Source organism: Acidisoma sibiricum (assembly GCF_057837225.1).
This window is the reverse complement of sequence record NZ_CM174445.1, coordinates 3,480,809-3,499,391: the sequence shown is the minus strand read 5'-3', so window position 1 is coordinate 3,499,391 and position 18,583 is coordinate 3,480,809. Positions and strand designations below refer to the sequence as shown.

Sequence of the window (18,583 nt, the reverse complement as noted above, 5' to 3'; positions counted from 1 at the left end):
TTATGCGGTCGTGGAGGGGCGATGGGATCGCCAGTTTATTCCGAATCCGTAAACGTATAGCGGGCGAAGGCCATCAGATCCGCCTGGTTCCAGTTGCCCGATTTCTGATAGCCGCCCGAACCGCCGACCGTCAGCATCGGCGTCAGATGATATTCAAAGCTGCCGCTGACCCCACCGGCGATACCGGTGACGCTCTGGCTGTCATAGGTACTCTGCACCTGGGTATTGACCGCCGCCAGAGCTTCCGCCCCGGCTTGCAGCGAGGCATTGGTCGGGAAGATGGCACCAGCATCGGCGTTGAAACTCTGCAAGCCCACGGAGGCGCCCAGCTTGTAGGTCATCAGGCCACGGGTCGCCGTCCAGTTGACGGGTATCATGGCCGCGACATAGGTCTGCGGGCTGAAATAGCCGCCATAGCCCAGCGTGAAGTGATCCTGGTTCTTGGAATAGCCGAAATAGATGAGGTCCAGGCCGACGCGCACTTCATCCGCTGGCGTTTTATAGACCGGGTAGCTGCCGCCGGCGCCGAGTTCGACCTCGCTATTGCTCAGGACGTTCTGACCCTGCAGCCAGTCATAGCCACCGCCGGCATAGAAATTGGCCTGACCCGGATTGAACTCCAGCTGGCCATGCACGCGGGTGCGGGTGACACCGCCCCAGGTGGTGCCGGTACCGGGGTCATTGGTCCCGGCATAGGAGAGCAGGCTGTCCGTCACGGCGCGGCGTTCGCCGGTCAGGCGGAAGATCACGTTGTTGGCGATCTGCGGCGCGATTTCCGCGCCTCCGACGACGTTCGTAATGTCAAAGCCCAGCGGCGTTGTACCGATATCGGCAGTGAGCCAGCTTACCTTGTAGGCGGCGTCAAGGCCGATACCTGTGGCCGTCTGATTGCCCGGAGCGGCGGCACCCGTGTACTGGTTGAACAGCGCGCTGCCGAATTGTTCGCGGTCATAGATCGCGGTGCCGACCGTGCCGGCATCGAGATAGGTCGGCGTCGCCGTCATCGTGATGCGGCCAACGCCGCCGGGCGAGAAGCTCGCCTCAATCGGCACGCCGAAAGTCGCAAGCTGGCTGGTGCCGGCACTGCCCGAGCGCAGCTGCAGCACGGTGCTGCCACCGACATAGGGAGCGATATCCGTCTTGATGGCCATGATGCGCGTGTCGAGATCGGCGATCATCGGGTCATTGCCGGCGGCGGTATCGCCCGTTGCGGCTAGGCTGGGTGCGGCGCTGGCCAGGGTGTTGCCCGCGACCAGTCCGCTGCCGGCGAGGACGCCGCTGGAGATACTACCGCTGGTGCTGGTGTCGCCGCTGTCGGGCGCATTGCGGAAGGGATTGGCCGAGACGGCGCCGAGCGCGGTGGCCGCATTGCCATTGGTGGCGACCATGAAGCTGGGATTGGCGCCGCCCTGCACCGTTGCATAGCCCAGCTGCTGCTCGCGGAGGGCGCGCGCCTGCCGCAGATCATGCAGCGCATCGCCCTTCAGTCCCCGTGCCTGGGCGATATCGGCGGCCAGAATCCAGTTCTGTGGATCGTTCGGATTTTGCGCCATGTTATCGGTGACCAGCCGGGAAGCGAGGCTATAGTCGCCGGTCTGAATAGCGGCGGCGACCGCACCCTGCCGGGCATCCGGGTTATTCGGATCGACCGCCAGGATGCGCTGATTGATGGCCAGCGCCTTTTGCGGCTGATCGGCGGTTTGATAGAGACGCGCAAGGGCGCTGTTCAGCGCCGGGTCATTCGGGCTGCGCGACAGGGCCGGTGCAAGCTGGTCATAGGCATCCGCGGTGCGCCCGGCGGTGTTGAGATTATCCGAGCTACGAATCGCGATGCCGTTGCGCAAGCCACTCAGGGCCTGCTGCTGGTCGGGGGTCAGCTGATCAGGCGAGATTGCCGCCAGCATGGTCGCGGCAGCCCCCGGATTGCCGGCCGCGAGCAAGCCCTGCGCCCAGTTCAGCCTGGCAGACGCGCTGGCGGTCGGGTTGGTGGCGGCGGCTGTATTGATCGCGACGACCGCGTCATTAGGGTCGGAGAGCGCGACGAAGGCCTTCGCGATGGCAAGTCCGCGCGCCCCGGTCGGGTCGGGCCGGGCGGCGAGCAGCAGAAGCTGCTGCCGTGCATTGACAGGATCGGAGGGCGCCAGCGCGACGGCCGCCGAGATCTGGCCTTGCACCTGGGCCTGATCCAGAATCGCCTGCATCTCAGGCGTGCGCCGGCGCCGCGGCACCTGTTGGACCAATTGGGCGGCTTCGGCCGTGTTATTGGTCTCATTGGCGAAGATGATGCCAGCCTGCAGCGCCGAGTCCGATGGGCGGGACACATCAGTCACGGCCGACATCACCGACTGCGCCTCAGCGCCCTGGCCGTTCGCGACCAGCGCGCGGGCCAGATTGAGGCGTAGCCAGGGGTCTGAGGGTGCGGCATCAACCGCCGAGCGGTAAAGGGCAATCTTGCCGGCGGCGTCTGGCATATTGGCTGCCTGCTGCGCCAGAAGCTGCGCCCGCGCCTGCTGGGACAGGCTGCCGCCGGTCTGCTCCACCTGGGCGAGAAGCGCATTCGCGTCCGACTGATTGCCTTCGCGCGACAGCACGCCGGCCAGTGCCAGTTTGATGCCCGCATTATTGGGCTGCTGGGCCAGCAGGCGGCGATATTGCGCTTCCGCCGATGCGAGATCGCCGCGGCGGCTGGCGGCCTGGGCACTGGCAAAGGCGCCGCTGGTCTGTGCGCCCGCCAAGGCCTGCTGCAAGCCCGGCGCCTGCTTGGGATCAAGCGCGATGGCGCGATTGATCATCGTCGTCGCCTCGGCCGTGCGGCCCTGGCGCAGCAGGACCAGACCGAGGCCGGCCGTGGCCCCCGCATCCTTCGGATTGGCGGTCAGGGCTTGCTGGAACAGCGTCTGCGCCTGGGTGAGGTCGCCGCGATGGAAAGCGTCATAGCCTTCGCGTGACGCCTGCGAGCCGGGGGCCTGATTGGGCGGATTGATGGCGTTCGTCAGCAAGGTCTGGGCGGAGCTATCGTTCGGATAGCGCGCCTGATAGGCCTTGATCGCCGCAATGGAACTGGGGTCGGCCGGCAGCCAGCCCAGCGCCTGATGCCAGCTGTTCTGCGCCTGCACGCTAATGGACGGAATGGCGGTCAGCGCGGCCAGGCGGTCGATGCCCTGCATGCGCGTATCCTGGCGGTAGGTCAGCGCCTGGGCATAGGCGAGCTGTGCGCGCAGATCATTGGGATTGCGCCGCGCGGCCTCGGCCAGACCTTGCAGGGAGCCGGCATAGCCGTTCGAGGTCGCGCCAAGCGTCTGGTAATATTCGACGGCCATCGAATCAGGTGGCGCGCCGGTGCCGAAGACCGACTGATAGGCCTGCACGGCCTGCTGCGCATCACCCTGCTGGGCGAGCTGGCGGGCATTGTTCAGTGCGTCGGGGTTGATGGCGCCGACGCGGACCGCCTGCTGCACCTTGTCGATATCAGGGGCATTGGGATGGACGCGGCGCAGCAGGTCCAGCGTCTGCTGGGCCTGGCTCGCATTGCCGCTGCTGGCCTGGACCTCGGCGATGATAGCCAATGCCTGGGCATTGTTGGGGGATAGCTGCAGGGCGCGCTGCGCGGCGGCCATGGCGCGCGTGGCATTGTTCTGGTCGCGCCAATAGCTGGCCTGACGCAGAAGCACATCCAGCGCCGGGTCGCCGCTGGATACGGGCGCTGCCTGGGCGGCGGCCTGCTGGGCGGCCTGTTGCGCCCCCAACTGCACAGCCGCCTGCTGCGCAGCGGCCGGCGGCGTCGCGCCGGGCTGAAGGGTTGTCGGCTGACCGGCCGCGGGTGCGGCAGGCTGAGGTGCGGCCGGCTGCTGCTGCTGGGCAAGAGCTGCCACCGGCATCATGGCCGCCAGCGCGATCAGGGAAACCCCAGTATGGCGAGGCAGGCGGATCATTGCCGCTCCCCCAGTGCTTTCAGACGTTTGGCGGCGCGCCGGCCGAGCGTCGCATGCAGAACCAGCGTCAGCAGCACGCAGCCGATGATCATCACGATGACGATCATCAAGGGCTGGTTGCGCAGCATGTAGCTAGGCCAGATCCAGAAGGGAATCCAGCCGACGGTATAGGTCGACTGAATGCGGTAGGAAGTGACCTGACCGCCCGAGAGAATGCTGAAATCACCCTGGATCAGCGGGTTCAGCGTGGGATCGCTGAAGCCGGTCATGATGGTATCCAGACCCTGCGGCGTGCCGGCCAGCATGGCCACGATCGTGTGATGGCTTGACCCCCAGGGAGACAGGCCGCTCGCCACGATCGCCGTATCTTGGTTGGTCGCAGTCGAGAGCGTCGTCGCCGCACGCCGCTGGTCACCCCGATGACCGCCGGCGAAGAGCTGGTAGATGGTGCCAAGCGGCTGATCGCTGACCTTGAGCGTCGTCTGCCCGCCATCGAGCGAGACAGGCATATTCTGCATCAGGTCTGTCAGGCTGCCGAGATGGGCGATGGTGCCGAGGACCAGAATATCGTCGTCATGCAGTGCGGCTTCTTCTTCGGGACGGGCCACGGTGATGCGGAGAACCGGATAGCCGGTCCAATAGCCGAACCGGCCCATGAGGCGGAGATAGGCACTCAACTCGCCGGTTGCGGGCGTGTCGGGGATGACCACGGCGGTATTTGACAGATCAGCCATCCGCGAGAACGGAAAGCCGGCGCTGACGAAATAGGCGAGGTTCGGCATGGTGGCGAAATGGTACGCGCGGCCCAGGCTGATGGTGGAATTGGGGTCGATGCCAAGCGTCGGGTCCGACGGGGTCGCGACGCAAGCGCCCCGGTTCAGCGGCCGCGTGTCGAAGAAGAACTGCAGCGAGTTGGCGCCGAAAACGTCATAGGGCGGGATATAGGCGTCATGCAGCGGGCCGGTGGCCCCGATAACGGGCAGCCAGTTGCGCCACCAGGCATTGCTCTCGGCCTGCGCGAGCGGGATGGAATGCAGATAGATGCCGTTGATGCCGATATCGAGACGCGACACCGCCAGGTTTTCGATCGGTGCGGGCGGCGCGCGGAAGCCGATCCGCAGCGGGAAGCCACGATCACGCCAGGTGTACAGATCCGGCGGCGCGCGGAAGGCGACCTGAATCAGCGTGTCGTAGCCGGTGCCGTTCAGGTTGTGCATGTCGGTAATCTGGCCGAGACGCACAGGCCTGTCCGTCTGTATCCAGGCCGGCGCGTCATAGGGGACGCGCGCCGGGACATCCGGGGGCATCACCTGCAGGGACGCGCCTCCCATCGTGCGATAGCCGAGGGCCAGCGCGCTGGCCGCCTGGACGGCCTCCTGTCCATCGCGGCCGGCGATCACCAGCAGCGTGCCGAGCGGGTCGGTTGGATTGGCAATCAGGGCGAGGCTGGGGCCAGTGATGGGCGGCAGACCGGGCACATTGGCATTGTCGCCGACCACGACCATGACGGCATTGCCGCTCGGTGGCGTGGTCGAGACCGGAAAGCTGGCGCCGCGGAAATCAGCCTGCTGGCCGAACCAGGAGGCGACGATGCCGGCGGCCTTTACAGTGTCGTCATCCGGCTGGCCCGGCATGACGAACGGCAGCATCAGCATGCGGTTGTCGTGCTGGTCGAAGAAGGGCAGCGGCAGCTGCGCCAGGTCGCGCTGGGGCGGCAAATGCTGAACGGTCAGCGTGATCGTCGAGTTGTTGTAGACAGTGCCCCAGATCAGGCCACTCAAAAGATCGTTGCACTGCGTCGTATAGGCGCCGGTGAGGCGGAAGTTGAGCGCGTTTCCGGCCTGAAAGAAGACCGGATTGATCGGCATCGAGAGCGTGAAGGTGTTCTGATGCGGGACCACGGGAATGGTGCCGACATATTGGTCGTTCAGCGTCACGGTGATGTTGCTGAGATTGGGCAGCAGCGCGGGTGACAGAGCGCCGGTCAGATTGAGCGTTGCATTGATCACGACCTCGTCGCTGCGCACGCCGAATTGCACGCCCTGCAGCGAACTGGTGCCGCGCAGAGCCAGCTGATTGGTGGCGCCAAGCTGTTTCAGCGAAAAGGTTTCCGTCTCAACGCCGGCCGGTGGGGCGGCATTGGCATCGCTGGGGGGCGCGGCGGCGGCATTGCCGGCACCGGGGGTCGCACCCGTCACGGGCGTCTGATTGGGAGCCGCGGCCGGCGCTGCATTCGGCACCACGATCGTGGGCAGCGGCACGCCGTCATTGCTGCCCGTGGTGGCGGAGGGCATGGGCCGGATCGTGGTGGTCTGCGCATGCGCAGCCACAGGTGCCAGCGCAGCCACGAGCAGGATCAGGCCGGCAGCAGTCGTTGTTCTGACGATCGAGGACCCCTGCTCCATCTCCATATTGGAGCGGGCGAGGCCGCTGCGAATGGTCGCTTCAATCTGCGCCTTTTCCTGCGGGGTCGCGCGAATCTGTTCCGGGCGGCGGAACAGACCGCCGATCGACTGCAGCACATGCCAAAGGCTGACCAGCGGGCGGTCCTTGGGGAAGTCCGTCCAATCGACCCAGGCATCGGCACGGCCGAAAACGCATTGAATGATGGCCGCTTCATCAGCCAAGGTCTTCGGCTCAAAATTCAACAGCATTTCTTTTTCGTTCCAGCGCAGATAGCGGGACGGGATAAGGGCAGACCCGCTGGGCAGCGGAATTTCCAGGAGCACCTCAGAATCGTCAGGGAGTTCCTCGGGCCGGGCAACCAGGGTGCGCGCGCCGCTCTGCGACAGGTTCTGCACCGTGCCCGTGAAGACGCGGCCATCGCCCAGATGCACGATGGCCGGCAGATCGACGCGAACGCGGGCGCGGCCACGCAGCTGCTGCCTCTCCCGGCCCACGGCCAAGGCGGCGAGCAGGATAAGAAGGCTGATCGTGGCCCAGATGGTGTTGAGCAGAAGGGCCTGAAATTCCAGCGTCGTCGTCTGCGAAAAGATCATGCTGAAGACGCCGCGCAGAATGCCCAGAAAGACGACGGCCGCGCAGATGATGTTTGGATAGACCGCGCGCAGGTCGAAGAATCCCTGCGACAGCGTGCCACCCTTTTCGGTGACGTTGAACTTGCCACGGCGGGGACTGAGCATGGTCACGATGGTGACGCGCACCAGAAACAGTGCCAGCACCGTCTCGTAGATCTCGCTCCAGAACGAATGGCGCCAGTTGCGCTGGATGCGCGAGGCAGTCGCCACCGAATGGAAGATATGGGGCAGGGCGTAGGCGGCGATGGCGAAAGGCGAGGCTGCAATCATGTTCTGGAACAGCAGCAGATAGGCGAGAGGGGAAACCAGGAAGATGAGGCGCGGAATGCCAAAGAAGAAATGGACCATTGCGTTCATGTAGCAAAGCCGCTGGCCGATATGCAGGCCGGGACCCATCAGCGGATTGTCCAGTCGGAAGATCTGCATCATGCCGCGCGCCCAGCGAATGCGCTGGCCGATATGCAAGATCAGGCGTTCGGTCGCGAGACCGGCGGCGAGCGGGATTTTCAGATAGCCCGAATTCCAGCCCTTCCGGTGCAGCTTGAGCATGGTATGGGCGTCTTCGGTCACTGTCTCGGTCGCGAAACCACCGATCGACTCAAGCGCCGCGCGGCGGATGACCGCACAGGAGCCGCAGAAAAAGGTCGCGTCCCAGTAGTCGTTGCCGTCCTGCAGCAGGCCGTAAAAGAGGTTGCCCTCGGGCGGCACGCGCTGGCCGGCGGCAAGATTGCGCTGAAAAGGATCGGGGGAATAGAAATGATGCGGCGTCTGCACCATGGCCAGATTCTTTTCGCGGACCAGCCAGCCCACCGTGAGCTGAAGAAAGGCGCGCACGGGAATATGGTCGCAGTCGAAGATGGTGATGAACTCACCCTTCGTGACCGTCAGCGCATGGTTGAGATTGCCGGCCTTGGCGTGATGGTTATTGGGACGGATGAGGTAGCCAACCCCCGCCTCGGCCGCGAAGCGGCGGAACTCGTCACGCTTGCCGTCATCCAGAATGTAGACGCGGAACTTGTCGGACGGATAGTCGAGGGCGGCGCAGGCCAGCACAGTTGCGCGGACAACGTCCATGGATTCGTTATATGTCGGTATATAGACATCGACCGTCGGCCACTCGTCGGGTTCCGGCGGTAGCGGCACCGGCTTGCGGTTCAGCGGCCAGGCCGTTTGGATATAGCCCAGCACCAGCACAACGACGGCATAGAATTCGGCCATGACCAGCAATGAGCCCAGCAGCAGCTGCAAGGTGGTCTGAAAGGTCAGCGTCTCGGTCGCGCGCCAGTAGATGTAGCGGGCCGACATGGCGAGCGACAGGATGGACAGGAACAGCGTCACGCGCCGATCGCTGAAGCGGTTCGCGATGAGGAACAGAACCGCGGTGGAAATGCCGACGGCGGCCTGCTGGCTCACGGTTAGCGGTACGGTCGCGATGGAGGCCAGCATGGCCACCCCCACCACCAGGCAAATGATGCCGCCGATCTTGTTATTGAAAAACTCGGACATACGCGTTCTTCCGCCGGATACGTGGGCGCTCATGATGATTGCTGCGGTCTTCCCGCCGCGGCTGGTGCGATCGCGCCATCCTCAGGGGTGGAGTCGCTGCGCGGTCCGGCCGACATCATGGCGACGAGTTTCTGCGCGATGGCCGTGATGTCCTGGGCCGCCTTGCTGCCGGGCGCATAGCCATTGACGGATGACTGCCGGGCAAGGGCTTCGGGCACGTGCTCATCGCGGTAGACGCGGCCCAGCAGGCGGCTGCCCAGATGCCGCTCTGCGGCTTCGGCCGCAGCACGGGACAAACGGCTGCGCATGTCGATCTGGTTGACGATAAAACCCGTGCGGTCGATCGGAAATGGGGTGCCGGCGGCACTGCGATACATGCCGCGGCCGTCGATCTTGGGAAGCTGCACCACGGACGCGGCGTCAGCCAGCAAGACCACCACCATGAAGTCGGCGAGCGTCGCCACAACCGAGGAAGCGACACCCGGGCCGGGCGGCGTATCGACGATGATCACGACCTCGGGGTCTTCCAGAATGTCGCGCAGCGGCGCCAGCAGCAGGGCAGGGGTCTCGATCAGATCGGTGTTGATCGCGAAACTCTGCTGAAACGTTGTGTAGCCATGAGGCAGTAGAGCGATGCCGGACGGCGTCATCTGCAGATGCATCTGCCAGGCGCGCCGGGGGTCGGGCGCGGTTTTAAGCGAGGTTACGAAACCCGCACGGTCGTACGGATCAGCCCCGAAATGCATGCCGAGGGCGTTCTGCGTATCGAGGTCGAGCGCCACCACGCGGTAGCCGGCGCGCGCGAATTCATGAGCGGTATTGGCGGCCAGGGTCGTCTTGCCGACCCCGCCTTTAGGAGAGGCGAAGATAATCAGCGGCATGGAATGCGACCGGAGGCGAGAAGGGATGACCGAAGATGGCCGGGAGGGGTGTGTGGCATCAGCGATTGCCGGACGGACCGTGACCGCCGCGTGCGCGCTGCAGGGCGGCAAAAATATCGGCGAGATTGGCCGGCTCGGCTGATCCGGGCGCCGGCGGCGCCGCGTAGCCAGGGGCTGCCGGCGGCTGAACGAAGGGCGCCGGTGGCGGCTGATAAGGATAGGCCTGCGGCGGATAGGCTGGCGGATAGCCCGGGGCAGGGGCATAGCCCATGGGCGGATAAGGGGCCGGCTGTGGCGGATAAGGATAGGCCGGCGGCGGATAGCCAGGCGGATAGCCCGGGGCGTAGCCCGCATAAGGATAGGGTGCCGGCTGAGGCGGATAGGGATAGGGCGGCGGTGGTGCCGGGTAATAGGCCGGCGGCGGGGGCATCGGCTGCGGTGCCCATGTCTGCGGTGCAGCCTGCTGCGGTGGCGCATAGGGCGCCGGATGCGCCGTGGCCGGCTGAGGAGCGGCCGGCTGGGGTTGAGGTAGGGCCGGCTGCGGTGCGGCCGGTTGGGACGACAGCGGCTGGATAATCTCCGCATGGCTGCGCAGAGCCGGCAGAGGCGCGGTCGGGTGAGGCGCGGCCGGCTGGGGGGTCGCGGGGGGCGCCTCGGCCTGTGCGGTCGATTCCGCCGTTATCGCCGCCGCGGACGCAGCCCAAGCGGGGGTCTGGGCCGGCGCCCCCTGGGAGGCGATTGGCGCGGGGGCGGCGCTCTGCCCGTGCAGATGGGCCTGGTCGGCCAGGGCCTGATCGAAGGGGGATAGAACGATTTCGGGCTCGGGCGGCAAAGGCAGTTCATCACCGGGCCGCTTCACCGCATCGACGGGCACATCGCCAACGGCGGGCACGGCACGCGACAACAGCGGAAAGATCTGCCGTATCTGGCCGCCGGCGCCGGGGGCGGGCGTTTCGCTGACCAGTTGCGGATCAGGTTGCACCGGGCGCAGCACGGCGGTTTCAAAAGCGCGCGCAGCGCTCTCGGCACCAATCACGGCGCGTTCCTGGCTTGCGCGATAGCGGATCGGGGCTGCGCCGAAAGCAGCCATCACCCGGTCGACATCGGTCTGAGACTTAGTCATTGCCCGAACCACCTCTGATGTTAGCCACCGCTACGACTTTCGGCCCATGCAATACGGCAAAGCAGGGTAAGTGCCGACGAATAATAATCCGTGCATTGCTGTACAAGCGGCAGCGCGGGAAGACCCAATTGGGGCGAAGTGGCGAGCGTAATCTCACGCACGGCCAAAAGACCGCCTGCTGCCGCGTAGGTTGATACGGCATTGGTCTTGAGATTGGCCCAGGCAGGCTGATAGCTCGCGGCCGTCGTCCAGAAGTTGTCAAAGGATGCAGCGACGGCCGGGGGAAGAGTCTGGGCCCAGGTCAGGTTCAGGGGAACCCGGATCGCGTCATAGGAACAGAGCGGCGCCCAGCCGGCGGCGATTGCGAGGTCGCCGCTCGTGCGTGGCACGGACAGCCAATCCGGCGGCAATTGCCAGCGGCCGAAACGCGCGGCTTCGATCAGCGCCATCCCGTCGAGACCCAATACCTGCCAGAGGGGCGAGGAATCGATGACGTTCAATTCGCGAAAAGCGACGAAATTATAATAAGATAGGTTGACGACCATGTCGTTTTTGCGGGCGAAGCCGTTGACGCCCGGCAATAGCACAAGCCGGCTGCCGGCATTGGCGATGAGCTTTTCCCGAATCGCCTGCGCAATGGCGCGCGCACCGCTTGCATCCTCCGGCCGGCCCCAGAGGGCTGCAGCCCGGCTCATTGCCATGGCGATGAGAAGATCGCCGTCGGTCGCGTTATTGTCGTCCGGCGTATGGTTTTTCTCATTGGGCAAGTAGCGCCAAATGTGAAGTGCATCCGTCGGCCGCGACAAATTTTTCTCAGTCCAGCCCTTGATCAGGTCAAAACTGGCCTGATCATTGAAGACTACGGCAAAGAGCATCCCATAGCTTTGCCCTTCGGAATGGGAAATGCCGTTATTGCCGGTGTCGATGACACGGCCCTCGGATGAAACGAACCGGTTTTTAAAAGAAGCCCAGTCCGGGTCATCGGCTGCGAAATGGGCGGAGGCCGCCGCCGCCGACTTGCCGCGAAGCAAGGTTAAGGCGGCCACTGCGCCACCGCCCATCATGTGTCGACGTGAAAGAGCCATCCGTCAGTAAAATGTCAGACTGGCTTTAGGCCAAAGGCCTGAGGCTAACCCTGCCGAAGAAAGCTGCCCTAGCCACGCCATCTGCAATCAAGTCCTACCTCTTTGTAGGGAATTATGGCGATTATAATAACTTACCGCAAAGCTTATATGCGTCTTTATGTGAATAGCTGAGACGGCCGGATACAGATTCTGAATGGTCCGATCTGTATCCGGGATGTCACAAAGCGGAGGCTTCGTCCAAAGGCCTAAGCAGAAGGCTGTAGGGACGTCATGTCGATGACGAAGCGGTATTTCACGTCACTCTTCAGCATGCGGGCGTAGGCTGCTTCGATCGCGTCGATTTTGATCATCTCGATATCGGCCGTCAGACCATGTTCGGCGCAGAAATCCAGCATCTCCTGCGTTTCGGGGATGCCGCCGATCAGCGAGCCTGCGAAGTTGCGACGCCGCCAGATGACGCTGAAGGCCGAGACCGACAGCGGGTTTTCGGGTGCACCGACCTGGGTCAGAGTACCGTCGCGTTTCAGCATGTTGAGATAAGGGTCGATCGCGTGTTCTGCGGCCACCGTATCCAGGATGAAGTCGAAGCTGTCGGCGTGCTGACCCATCTGATCGGCATTGGTGGAGATGATGACCTCATCTGCACCCAGACGGCGGGCGTCATCGGCCTTGCCGGCGGAGGTTGTGAAAAGAACCGTATAGGCGCCCATCGCATGGGCGATTTTCAGACCCATGTGGCCGAGGCCGCCCAGGCCCACGATACCGACCTTTTTGCCGGGTCCGGCTTTCCAGTGCCGCAACGGCGAATAGGTTGTGATGCCAGCACAAAGCAGCGGCGCGGCAGCTGCCAGATCCATGCCCTCGGGAATGTTCAGAACGAAGTGCTGATCAACGACGATGCGGTCTGAATAGCCACCGAAGGTCGGGCCGCCGATGACGGGATCGACGCCATTATAGGTACCGTTGAAACCAACTTCGCAGTAATTCTCCAGCCCTTCGCGACAGGCAGCGCAGGTGCGGCAGGAGCCGACCATACAGCCGACGCCGGCGGTGTCGCCGACCTTGAAGCGCGTGACATTGGCGCCCACGGTCTCGATATGGCCGACGATCTCGTGCCCGGGAACGCACGGGTACACGGTGTTGCGCCATTCATTGCGCGCCTGATGAAGGTCCGAATGGCAGACGCCGCAATAGGCGATCTTGATCACGACATCATCGGGACCTGGATCGCGGCGATTGAAGGAGATGGGGGCGACGGGCGCTGACGCCGCGGTCGCGCCAAAGCCGACACATTCCAGCATGGGGACGTCCTTTTATTTGGGGATCAGTACAAGCAGGAAAGGAGCCAGGCCCTGCGACCTTGCTCCTTTCTATACTCATCTAACCATGATGCACGGTGGTTTGGGAAGTCGGCAGGTCCTTCACGCTTTTGCGAAGCCCTGCCCCCCAAAAACAGCCGTCAGCAATTCATGTGGCCGGTGGCCACACAATCCTGTTTCTGCATGAAGTGGCTGATCGTCGGGAAGGCGAGCCAGCCGCCCACGAGGATAACGGCCGCGATGGCCAAGACGATCAAGCCGAGAATATTGCCGTTATCGCCCATTCTGTCTCGCCCCCTCTGGTGTTGCTAAAAGGTGAGGGCGGTCGCCTGAACGACCAGAGGGAGCGCCCGCACCATATCCAGCACCGCTTCCGGTACGTCCTCGTCAAGGGAGACGAGGCAGATCGCGTCGCCGCCGGTGGCTGCGCGGCCAAGGTGGAAGGTCGCGATATTGATGCCCGCGTCCGACAGGGTGGCGCCGAAGCGGCCGATGAAGCCCGGCTTATCCTGATTGGTGACATAAAGCATATGGCGACCGAAATCGGCTTCCACCGGAATGCCCTTGATCTCCACAAGACGCGGCTTGGAGCCGGCGAAAAGCGTGCCGGCGACCGAGCGGGTATTCGTCTTGGTCGCGATCGTCAGGCGGATGAGGGTCTGATATTCGCTCACCCGGTCATGCACCGTCTCGGCCACTTCGATGCCGCGCTCGCGCGCCAGAACCGGGGCATTGACCATATTGGCGCCGGTGATCATCGGCGCCATCAGCCCGGCGAGGGCCGCGGCCGTCAGCGGCTTGTGGTTAAGCTGGGCGACGGCACCCTCATACTCGATCGTGACATGGGTGATGACGCCGTCCTTGGCCTGAGTCAGCTGACCGGCGAATTCACCCAGGCGGCGGGCAAGCTCCATATAGGGGCGCACGCGCGGCGCATCCTCGGCCGAGATGGCCGGCACATTGATGGCATTGGCGACCGCGCCCGTCAGCAGATAGTCGCTCATCTGCTCGGCCACCTGCAGCGCCACATTCTCCTGCGCTTCGGCCGTGGCCGCGCCGAGATGGGGGGTGCAGACAACGTTATCGAGCGCGAAGAGCGGATTGTCGGTCGCGGGCTCGACCTCGAAGACGTCAAGCGCCGCCCCGGCCACCTTGCCGGATTTCAGCCCCTCGAGCAGAGCGGCCTCATCGATCAAGCCGCCGCGGGCGCAGTTGATGATGCGCACACCCGGCTTCATCGCGGCGATGGCCGCCGCGTTGATGATGTTGCGCGTGCCTTCCACCAGCGGCGTATGCAGGGTGATGAAATCGGCACGGGCGAAAAGCTCGGGCAGTTCGGCCTTTTCGACACCCAGTTCGACCGCGCGCTTGTCGGACAGGAAGGGGTCGTAGGCGAGCACCTTCATCTTCAGCCCGACCGCGCGGTCGGCCACGATCGAGCCGATGTTGCCGCATCCGATCAGGCCGAGCGTCTTGGCCGTCAGCTCGACGCCCATGAAGCGGTTCTTCTCCCACTTGCCGGCGCGGGTGGAGGCACTCGCCTCCGGCAGCTGGCGAGCGAGGGCGAACATCATGGCGACCGCATGTTCGGCCGTGGTGATGGCATTGCCGAAAGGCGTGTTCATGACGACGACGCCATGGGTGGTGGCGGCCTTGATATCGACATTGTCGACACCGATGCCGGCGCGGCCGACTACTTTGAGGTTGGGCGCCGCTTCCAGAAGTTCCTTGGTCACCTTGGTCGCCGAGCGGATGGCGAGACCGTCATAGTTGCCGATGATGGCGCGGAGATCCGCAGGGGCGAGGCCGGTCTTCACATCGGTCTCGACGCCGCGCGAGCGAAAAATCTCGATGGCGGCGGGGGAAAGCTTGTCAGCAATCAGAACTTTGGGCATCGCGCGTTACTCCGCAGCCGGAATGGTCGAAAATTCGGTCTCTACCTGGGCATGGGCCCAGTCGAGCCAGGGCAGCAGGGCCGCGATATCGGCCGTCTCGACCGTCGCTCCGCCCCAGATGCGCAGGCCGGGCGGCGCATCGCGGTAGGAGGCGATGTCGTAGGCGACTCCCTCCACCTCCAGCAGCGCGGCGAGACGCTTTGCCGCCTTTGCCTGGGCTGCGGCATCGAGCGCCGTGAACCAGGGCGCCGTGATGGTCAGGCAGATCGACGTCGAGGAGCGAATTTTAGGCTCTTGAGCCAGGAAGCCGGCCCAGTCGCTACCCGCAACCCAGTCGGCGATGCGAGCGAGGTTGGCCTGGCTGCGGGCAACAAGACCGGGCAGACCACCCACCGATTCGGCCCAGCGCAGACCGTCCAGTGCATCTTCGACGCAAAGCATGGACGGCGTGTTGATGGTTTCGCCCACGAAAATGCCGTCGATCAGCTTGCCGCCGCTGGTCAGGCGGAAAATCTTCGGCAGCGGGCGCGGGGCTTTGTAGGTGAGCAGCCGTTCCACGGCGCGCGGCGACAAAGCCAGCATGCCATGCGCGGCTTCACCCCCCAGCACTTTCTGCCAGGACCAGGTCACGACATCGAGCTTGTCCCAGGGCAGGTCCATGGCAAAAGCGGCCGAGGTCGCGTCGCAGATCACCAGGCCTGTGCGATCGGCTGCGATGAAATCGCCATCGGCGAAGCGGACGCCGGCGGTGGTGCCGTTCCAGGCGAGCACGATGTCATGGCTGGGATCGACGGCCGCGATATCAGGAAGCTGGCCGTATTCGGCGCCGAGCACGCGCGCGTCTGCGAGCTTGAGCTGCTTGACGATATCGGTCGCCCAGCCTTCGGAGAAGCTTTCATGGACCAGGATATCGACCGGCCGCTCGCCGAGCAGCGACCACAGCGCCATTTCGACGGCGCCGGTGTCTGAGGCCGGCACGATGCCCAGCTTCCAATCGCCAGGCATGCCGAGGATAGCGCGCGAGCGGGTGATGACGTCGTTGAGGCGGGCCTTCGGCTCTTTCGCGCGATGGCTGCGGCCGAGCATGGCGCCTGAGAGGGCGTCCAGACTGAATCCTGGCCGTTTGGCACAGGGGCCCGAAGAAAAATTGGGATTATGCGGACGGATGTCCGGCTTCGTGACGAGCGCCATTTTGGCTCTCCCTTTCAGAAGAGAAGCATCCCGGTGGGGGGATGTGACCCGCCGACGCATTTAGAGGAAGGCCGGCCTCTCTGCAATCGCTGTAACCGGGGGCTGGCTTGCGTCGAAATAAGTTTCGATAGGCCAAGACTAGGAGCGGGCTGCGCCAGCGTTTAGGTTGCCGGACGCATAAAGGATGGCAGCGCCAAGGTGATACCGCTTCATGGTTGAGCCGCTAGAGGATCGACTGGGTCAGCTGATGGCAGCGGCCCAGCGCGGCGACGCGGCCGCATACCGGCAAGTGCTGCGCGATGTGGTGCCGGTGATTGCATCTGCCGCCCGCAGGCGCGGGGTGAGCGCCGGTCAGATAGAGGATGTTGTGCAGGAGGTGTTGATCACCCTTCATCGCGCGCGCGCGACCTACGACCCGGCGCGGCCTTTTCTGCCTTGGCTGCGCGCCATCGCGGACCGGCGGGCGATCGACCTGCTGCGCCGCGTGGGCCGGCAGGCGAGCCGTGAAATCCATGATCCGCTGGCCTACGACAATTTTGCAGAAGAGCGGCAGGAGGCCGACAGCATGCTGGAGGCCGGCGACCGTGCGCGCGACCTGCGGCGCTCGATTGCAGATTTGCCGCCCGGACAGCGCCAGGCGGCCGAGCGGCTTGGCTTGGCGGGCGAGTCGCTGGACGAGGCGGCCGCCGCGACAGGACGTTCCAAAACTGCGCTGAAGGTCAATCTGCATCGCGCGCTGAAAGCTTTGCGGGGACGAATGGCAGGCAGAGATGGTGCGGAGGAGAGCGACGATGTCTGAGCGCCTTCCGCATCAGCAGCTGATCGACGACCTCAGCCGCGATCTCAAACCCGTCCGCCGCGTGCGGCCATCGACACTCGCTCTGATCTGGCTCGTGCTGGTTGCGCTGTTCGGGGACTACCTGGCGCTGCATGCCGACCTGCCGGCGATGATCGCCCGGCTGTCCGCGGCCCCCGATATGTGGCTCGCGGCTTCGGGCTCGGCGGTGACCGCCGTGCTGGCCGTGCTGGCGGCCTTCATCACCGGCATGCCCGGCCGCAGTGCGCGATGGGCGCTGCTGCCATTGCCGGCGCTTGCAGTCTGGATCTTTGAAAGCGGCATGGGTTGCCTGCGGGTCTGGCATATTCCGGGCGTCGATTACGCAACAATCAGCGACAGCCACGGCTGCTTTATGTTCATTGTACTGCTGTCCTTGCCATTGTCGTTGCTGCTGATGGTTTTGCTGCGCTGGACCTTTCCGCTGCGGCCGAATCTGACGCTGGCACTTGGCGGCCTCGCCGCAGCCGGCGCAGCTGCGACTTTGCTCAATTTCTTCCATCCTTACGATGCGTCGGTCGAAGATCTGCTGGCGCATGCTCTCGCCGTGGCCGTGGTGGTCGGTGCCAACCGCCTGTTCGCGGGACGCCTGTTCCGGTAGCGGAGGGGCTTACGATGCGGAGAGGTTTGGATGGGTGAGGGGAAGTTGTGGCCGGCAGGCGAATGGCGTCTGGTCCGCCGCATGCGCGATCTCAAGCGTCGCGAGATGGGCCGGCTGACCGGACGGGCGAGCTTTACGGCTGACGGACCCTGTGTGTTCGCCTTCGAGGAACAAGGCTTACTTACACTCGGAGCGATGCGGACCGAGGCGCGGCGCGCCTATCGCTATGAGATGACCGAGGCCGGATTCCGCGTCCTCTTTCCCGACGGCCGCTTTTTTCACGAGGCGAAGCTGGAGGATGGGGTCGCGCTCGTCTCCCATGACTGCGCCCCCGATCTCTATCGCGGCCGCTACTGCATCGCGAGTGCGGACCGGTGGAGTCTCTCCTGGCGCATCACCGGCCCACGCAAGGACCTAGTCATCAGCTCGGTCTTTTCACGATTGCGGTGAGGCGAGCGCCCGCGCCGCGCGGATGAGACCATCCGCCTGCTGCACCAGGACGGCGACGTGCTCGCCCGTCGGGTGTGCGACGGCAAGTGACACCGCCTGACCCTTCCATGTGCCAATCTTTGTAATTGATCGGACAATATTGACCTCACTTTCGGTCAGGCCCGTATTCTCGCCACGGCCGATCGCCGTGGTATGGCGGTCATCGTAGCCGACAAGCCAGATCGTGGCGGGGCCTTTGCCCGGACCGACAGAGACCTGCAACTGCGTGCCCTGGCCAGTGAGGGACAGCGTGATGGGCGCAGCCGCCTGACGATCGGTGACCGCGAGGCCGATCGCATCCTGCACGTCCATCCGCGCAGAGCCGATGGCTTGCTCTGACCCGCCCAGAACGAGCTGCGGCGTATAGAGGTCGGTATGCATGATGCCGGCGTAGAATTGCTGGCGCGCGGTCGCAGTGGCGAGCGAAAAGGGATCGTGCCAGCCGAGCCTGTCCCAGTAGTCGACATGGAAATCTAGCACCAGAAGATCGGGCCGCGTACGCTTCAGTTCGGCCAGATAGGCATCCGCCGGCGGACAGGACGAGCAGCCCTGGGAAGTGAAGAGTTCCACCACCAGCGGATCGCCCGGGCTCGCCGCCCGGACCGCGCGTAAAGGTGGTAAGGTGAGGGCGAAACACGCGGCGCCCAGCATCAGGCGAGTGATCATGCGCATGGACGAAACCCCTCTG

General features: G+C 64.5%; 13 protein-coding genes. 3 read left to right on the top strand and 10 right to left on the bottom strand.

The window, feature by feature from the left end:
* Positions 1–35: 35 nt before the first annotated feature.
* The 9 genes from AC3G7M_RS16645 to AC3G7M_RS16605 all read right to left on the bottom strand — a co-directional run bounded on the left by AC3G7M_RS16645 (position 36) and on the right by AC3G7M_RS16605 (position 15,970).
* Positions 36–3,932 carry a cellulose biosynthesis protein BcsC gene (locus AC3G7M_RS16645; RefSeq protein WP_489213242.1) on the bottom strand — a complete coding sequence of 1,299 codons (3,897 nt, stop codon included), beginning with the start codon at positions 3,930–3,932 and terminating at the stop codon, positions 36–38.
* Entirely contained in the window at positions 3,929–8,476 is a 4,548-nt protein-coding gene (gene bcsA / locus AC3G7M_RS16640; protein ID WP_489213241.1) for a UDP-forming cellulose synthase catalytic subunit, read from the bottom strand. Before bcsA ends, AC3G7M_RS16645 begins: the two co-directional genes overlap by 4 nt.
* A 29-nt stretch (positions 8,477–8,505) precedes the next feature.
* Positions 8,506–9,357 carry a cellulose synthase operon protein YhjQ/BcsQ gene (locus AC3G7M_RS16635; protein WP_489213240.1) on the bottom strand — a complete coding sequence of 284 codons (852 nt, stop codon included), beginning with the start codon at positions 9,355–9,357 and terminating at the stop codon, positions 8,506–8,508.
* Between the two features lie 58 nt (positions 9,358–9,415).
* Entirely contained in the window at positions 9,416–10,480 is a 1,065-nt protein-coding gene (locus AC3G7M_RS16630) for a hypothetical protein (protein WP_489213239.1), read from the bottom strand.
* Between the two features lie 20 nt (positions 10,481–10,500).
* Positions 10,501–11,526: a family 8 glycosyl hydrolase gene (locus AC3G7M_RS16625; protein ID WP_489213238.1), complete on the bottom strand. Its 1,026-nt coding sequence runs from the start codon at positions 11,524–11,526 to the stop codon at positions 10,501–10,503.
* A 284-nt stretch (positions 11,527–11,810) separates the two neighbouring features.
* Positions 11,811–12,866, bottom strand: a complete 1,056-nt coding sequence (locus tag AC3G7M_RS16620) for an NAD(P)-dependent alcohol dehydrogenase (RefSeq protein WP_489213237.1) — start codon at positions 12,864–12,866, stop codon at positions 11,811–11,813.
* A gap of 158 nt (positions 12,867–13,024) precedes the next feature.
* Positions 13,025–13,168 (bottom strand): hypothetical protein, encoded by a 144-nt coding sequence (locus AC3G7M_RS16615; protein ID WP_489213236.1) that lies wholly within the window; start codon positions 13,166–13,168, stop codon positions 13,025–13,027.
* Between the two features lie 24 nt (positions 13,169–13,192).
* The gene (gene serA / locus AC3G7M_RS16610; protein WP_489213235.1) at positions 13,193–14,779 is read right to left on the bottom strand and encodes a phosphoglycerate dehydrogenase; all 1,587 of its coding nucleotides are present in this window, start codon (positions 14,777–14,779) and stop codon (positions 13,193–13,195) included.
* A gap of 6 nt (positions 14,780–14,785) precedes the next feature.
* Positions 14,786–15,970, bottom strand: coding sequence for a phosphoserine transaminase (locus AC3G7M_RS16605; protein WP_489213234.1), 1,185 nt, complete (start codon positions 15,968–15,970; stop codon positions 14,786–14,788).
* A 211-nt stretch (positions 15,971–16,181) separates the two neighbouring features.
* Here AC3G7M_RS16605 and AC3G7M_RS16600 point away from each other — a divergent pair, with 211 nt between their 5' ends.
* The 3 genes from AC3G7M_RS16600 to AC3G7M_RS16590 are packed head-to-tail and all read left to right on the top strand — an operon-like array spanning position 16,182 to position 17,856.
* The gene (locus AC3G7M_RS16600; RefSeq protein ID WP_489213233.1) at positions 16,182–16,769 is read left to right on the top strand and encodes a sigma-70 family RNA polymerase sigma factor; all 588 of its coding nucleotides are present in this window, start codon (positions 16,182–16,184) and stop codon (positions 16,767–16,769) included.
* On the top strand, positions 16,762–17,406 hold the full coding sequence (locus AC3G7M_RS16595) for an NrsF family protein (RefSeq protein WP_489213232.1): 645 nt from the start codon (positions 16,762–16,764) through the stop codon (positions 17,404–17,406). The genes AC3G7M_RS16600 and AC3G7M_RS16595 overlap by 8 nt, the downstream gene beginning before the upstream one ends.
* Positions 17,407–17,436: 30 nt before the next feature.
* Positions 17,437–17,856, top strand: coding sequence for a DUF6314 family protein (locus AC3G7M_RS16590; protein WP_489213231.1), 420 nt, complete (start codon positions 17,437–17,439; stop codon positions 17,854–17,856).
* Here the strand turns inward: AC3G7M_RS16590 and AC3G7M_RS16585 are convergent.
* Positions 17,842–18,567 (bottom strand): DUF1223 domain-containing protein, encoded by a 726-nt coding sequence (locus tag AC3G7M_RS16585; protein ID WP_489213230.1) that lies wholly within the window; start codon positions 18,565–18,567, stop codon positions 17,842–17,844. The genes AC3G7M_RS16590 and AC3G7M_RS16585 overlap by 15 nt on opposite strands.
* Positions 18,568–18,583 lie beyond the last annotated feature (16 nt).